The following is a 4223-nucleotide window of genomic DNA, read 5'->3' as shown; positions in this document are numbered from 1 at the left end:
GAGGGAGTAATCGCGCTGAGTTCTTTTAGTTGTTGATTTCATAACACTCTCCAATTTTGGGGGTGGAAAGTGTCAACCTTATTTAGGACGGCACAGTAAAAACTAAAAAGGCCAACCCTTCGGTTAGCCTTTTTCATTCAAACTAAGCTCTGTAAACAGGAGCGACTTAGTAGTTACCTGAAGCAACGTTGCCATTGCCTTTTTCAGCTTGAATGCGCATGTAGATTTCTTCACGGTGAACTGAAACCTCTTTCGGAGCGTTAACGCCGATACGCACTTGGTTACCTTTAACACCTAGTACAGTTACAGTCACTTCATCACCAATCATCAGTGTTTCGCCTACGCGGCGAGTCAAAATTAGCATTCTTTGCTCCTTGAGTAATCTCTAAATTTTCTTGCTACAAAGCTATTATCCAACAAAAGTTATATTTTCGTAAACTACCTTGTTAGCGAAAATCAGCCTAAAAAGGCATGTTTTTGTTGAATGTTTAATGCTTCACTAGACGTAATGTAAGCATCATGCAGAATGTTTGCTGCTGTATCCACACATTCGGGTGCTAAAACTAGCATCATAGTGAGTGCATTCGTTGCGCTGAAATTGATCTCAATATCTCGCTTTGCCAACAAATCGCATGCGTGCTCTACCATTCCATTGGCCTCAAGCCCCACTGCGGTCAACAGGCTTACCACTTCACTATTACGGATTTTGTCGCTGAACACCAGATCGAACTTGGCACATGCATCTTGTTTTATCATGATACCTGCCCGTTCTGTTTCCTCGATCACATTCCAAATGTCGATACCCAACATCTGACATTGTTTTGTAGCACTAGATAAATGTTCTTTATCGACTTCGATTATGGCAAGGTCACGTTGAATGGCTATACCAGAGACGGCTTGATTGCCTAACTCCCCCTTTACCAGACTGCCTTCATTAACATCAAATGTCGAAAGCACGCGCAGTGGCACATTATTCTTCCATGCAAATTGCACTGAAGGTAAATGTAATACTTTCGCGCCTCGGCTTGCCATCGCTTCCATGGAAGGAAAATCGATAACCGCCAATTTTCGCGCGTTTTTCACTACACGTGGGTCACAAGTATAAATACCATCAACGTCGGTAAAGATTTGACACTCATCAGCGCGCAATGCGCCTGCCAGTGCCACTGCGCTCGTATCTGAGCCACCTCGACCTAATGTGGTGATATCCCCGTTCTCATTCACACCTTGAAAGCCTGCAACAATCACGATTTGGTCTTGCTCAAGCAATCCCAGAATTGTCTTAGTATCAATGTGTTTAATCGTTGCGTCATTGTGTTGATTATCCGTCACAATATTCGCCTGTGCTCCGGTAAGCGAGCGTGCAGCATGACCCAATTTATTGAGTGTCATTGCTAACAGTGCCATTGACACTTGCTCACCAGCAGAGAGCAAAACATCAAGTTCTCGAGCTGTAGGCACGCTATCTATCTGTTTAGCGAGGTCCATCAGTCTGTTTGTTTCGCCTGACATTGCAGACACGACAACAACAACTTGATTGCCATCATTTTTCGCCTTAATGATGTGTTCAGCAACTTGGTGGATTCTTTCAATTGAACCCACTGAGGTTCCGCCAAACTTTTGCACGATAAGGGGCTTTTTCACCAGTCTTCACCTTCCCAAGACCGAAGTCTCTTTAGAACTGCTTACATCTTCAGTATTTCCTTTTAGAAAAATTATATAAGCAGTAGTTACAACAAAAACCAAATAGCCTAAATGACTCGGTTAACTTTTGGTCAATTAAACCACTTGGCTGCTAAAAAAAAAATAACGCTCAATCAAAGAAACTTGATTGAGCGTAATTTTAGTAGTTAAAAGCTTATAAGCGCTCTTCTAACCAAGGCTGAACTGTTTTAATTGCCTCTGGTAGTGCGGCTACATCAGTACCACCAGCTTGAGCCATGTCAGGACGACCACCGCCCTTACCACCGACTTGCTCAGCAATCATCTTAACTAGATCACCAGCTTTTACTTTACCAGTTAGATCTTTAGTCACACCAGCAATCAGGCCAACCTTGTCACCTGTTACGTTGGCAAGCAGTACGACACCAGACCCCATTTGGTTCTTGATGTCATCAACCATAGTACGTAGGTTCTTGCTGTCAGCGCCTTCAAGAGCTGCGACTAGAACTTTTGTACCATTGACTTCAACCGCTTTGCCCATGATGTTAGCGCTTTCTGCTGCCGCCATCTTATCTTTTAGCTTCTGCACTTCTTTCTCTAGCGCTTTTGCTTTCTGTGCAGATTCTGCCAGTTTCTCTTCGTACTTCGCGTTTTGAGCTTCAATCGCGTCTAATGCAGCCTCGCCTGTTACCGCCTCAATACGTCGAATACCTGCAGCAATGCCGCTTTCTGAAGTGATTTTGAATAGGCCAATATCACCTGTGCTTGATGCGTGAATACCACCGCAAAGCTCTGTCGAGAAGTTACCCATAGACAGTACGCGTACTTCGTCGTCGTACTTCTCGCCGAATAGAGCCATTGCGCCTTTCTTCTTAGCTGACTCAATGTCCATCACGTTGGTTTCAATCGTGTGGTTGCGACGAATTTGCGCGTTAACTAGACGCTCAACTTCTTTCAGTTCTGCTGCAGTTACGGCTTCTAGGTGTGAGAAGTCGAAACGTAGGTTGTCTGCCTTCACTAATGAGCCTTTCTGCGTTACGTGCTCACCTAAAACTTGGCGTAGTGCTGCGTGTAGCAAGTGCGTTGCTGAGTGGTTTAGAGAGATAGCTGCGCGACGCTCTGCGTCAACGATAGTTGCTACTTCATCACCTTTCGCTAGAACGCCTTCTGCCATTACACCGTGGTGCGCGATTGCGTTACCTAGTTTTTGAGTGTCCTCAACGCGGAATACACCAGACTCAGTACGGATTTCACCAGCGTCACCACACTGACCGCCTGACTCTGCGTAGAATGGCGTTTCACCAAGTACGATGATTGCTTTGTCGCCCGCAGATAGTGAATCTACTTCGTTGCCTTCAACGAACATCGCTGCTACAGAACTAGAGCCTTTAGTACCTGTGTAACCACAGAATTCTGTTTGCGTATCAACTTTGATTGCTGCGTTGTAGTCAGTACCGAAGTTACCCGCTTCACGCGCACGTTGACGCTGTTCTTCCATCGCTTTCTCAAAACCTTCTTCGTCGATTGCGAACTCACGCTCACGTGCAACGTCGTTAGTTAAGTCAGCTGGGAAGCCATAAGTGTCGTAAAGTTTAAATACGGTTTCGCCGTCCAGTACTTTACCGTCTAGGTTATCTAATGCTTCGTTTAGAATCGCCATACCGCGCTCAAGTGTACGACCAAAGTTTTCTTCTTCGATACGCAGTACTTTTTCAACCACAGCTTGTTGACGCTTCAGCTCTTCACCAGCCGTACCCATGATGTCAGCTAGAACGCCAACCAACTTGTGGAAGAATGCACCTTGTGCGCCCAGCTTGTTACCGTGACGAACTGCACGACGGATGATACGGCGTAATACGTAACCTCGACCTTCGTTTGAAGGCATCACACCATCAACAATCAAGAATGAACATGAACGGATGTGGTCAGCAATAACGCGTAGCGATTGGTTCGATAGATCTTCATAACCAATGACTTCAGCCGCTGCTTTGATAAGAGTTTGGAATACATCAATTTCGTAGTTTGAGTGAACGCCTTGCATGATTGCAGAGATACGCTCGATACCCATACCAGTATCTACCGATGGTTTTGGTAGCGGTTCCATAGTGCCGTCTGCGTGACGGTTGAACTGCATGAATACGTTGTTCCAGATCTCGATGAAACGGTCACCATCTTCTTCAGGCGTGCCAGGACGACCACCCCAGATGTGTTCACCGTGATCGTAGAAGATTTCAGTACATGGACCACAAGGACCAGTGTCGCCCATTTGCCAGAAGTTATCAGACTCGTACGGCTTGCCGCCTTCTTTATCACCAATGCGAACAATACGATCAGCGGGTACGCCAACTTTCTTGTTCCAGATGTCAAACGCTTCGTCATCGGTTTCGTAAACAGTTACCAATAAACGATCCGCTGGCAGTTTAAGAACTTCGGTTAGGAATTCCCAAGCAAAGGAGATCGCATCTTCTTTGAAGTAATCGCCAAAACTGAAGTTGCCTAACATTTCAAAGAATGTGTGATGACGAGCAGTAAAGCCAACATTTTCTAGGTCGTTATGTTTG

General features: G+C 45.4%; 3 protein-coding genes. All 3 read right to left on the bottom strand.

What is annotated here, in order from left to right; all coding sequences use genetic code 11:
- Positions 1-166 precede the first annotated feature (166 nt).
- A complete protein-coding gene (gene csrA / locus IQR33_RS00570) occupies positions 167-364 on the bottom strand; it encodes a carbon storage regulator CsrA (RefSeq protein ID WP_004415691.1) in 198 nt (65 codons plus the stop codon).
- Between the two features lie 92 nt (positions 365-456).
- Complete coding sequence (locus IQR33_RS00565) at positions 457-1644, bottom strand: aspartate kinase (protein ID WP_005383803.1); 1188 nt, start codon at positions 1642-1644, stop codon at positions 457-459.
- Between the two features lie 214 nt (positions 1645-1858).
- Positions 1859-4223: alanine--tRNA ligase (gene alaS, locus IQR33_RS00560; RefSeq protein ID WP_193843430.1), on the bottom strand; the 2365-nt coding region annotated here is incomplete at its 5' end.

Source organism: Vibrio sp. OPT46 (genome assembly GCF_015163535.1).
GTDB classification, from domain to species: domain Bacteria; phylum Pseudomonadota; class Gammaproteobacteria; order Enterobacterales; family Vibrionaceae; genus Vibrio; species Vibrio alginolyticus.
The sequence above is the reverse complement of the archived record's forward strand: the minus strand, read 5'-3'. Positions and strand labels throughout refer to the sequence as shown.

Coding starts and splice junctions, on each gene's coding strand:
- csrA (WP_004415691.1), bottom strand. CDS start 364: ATGCTAATTTTGACTCGCCGCGTAGGCGAAACACTGATGATTGGTGAT.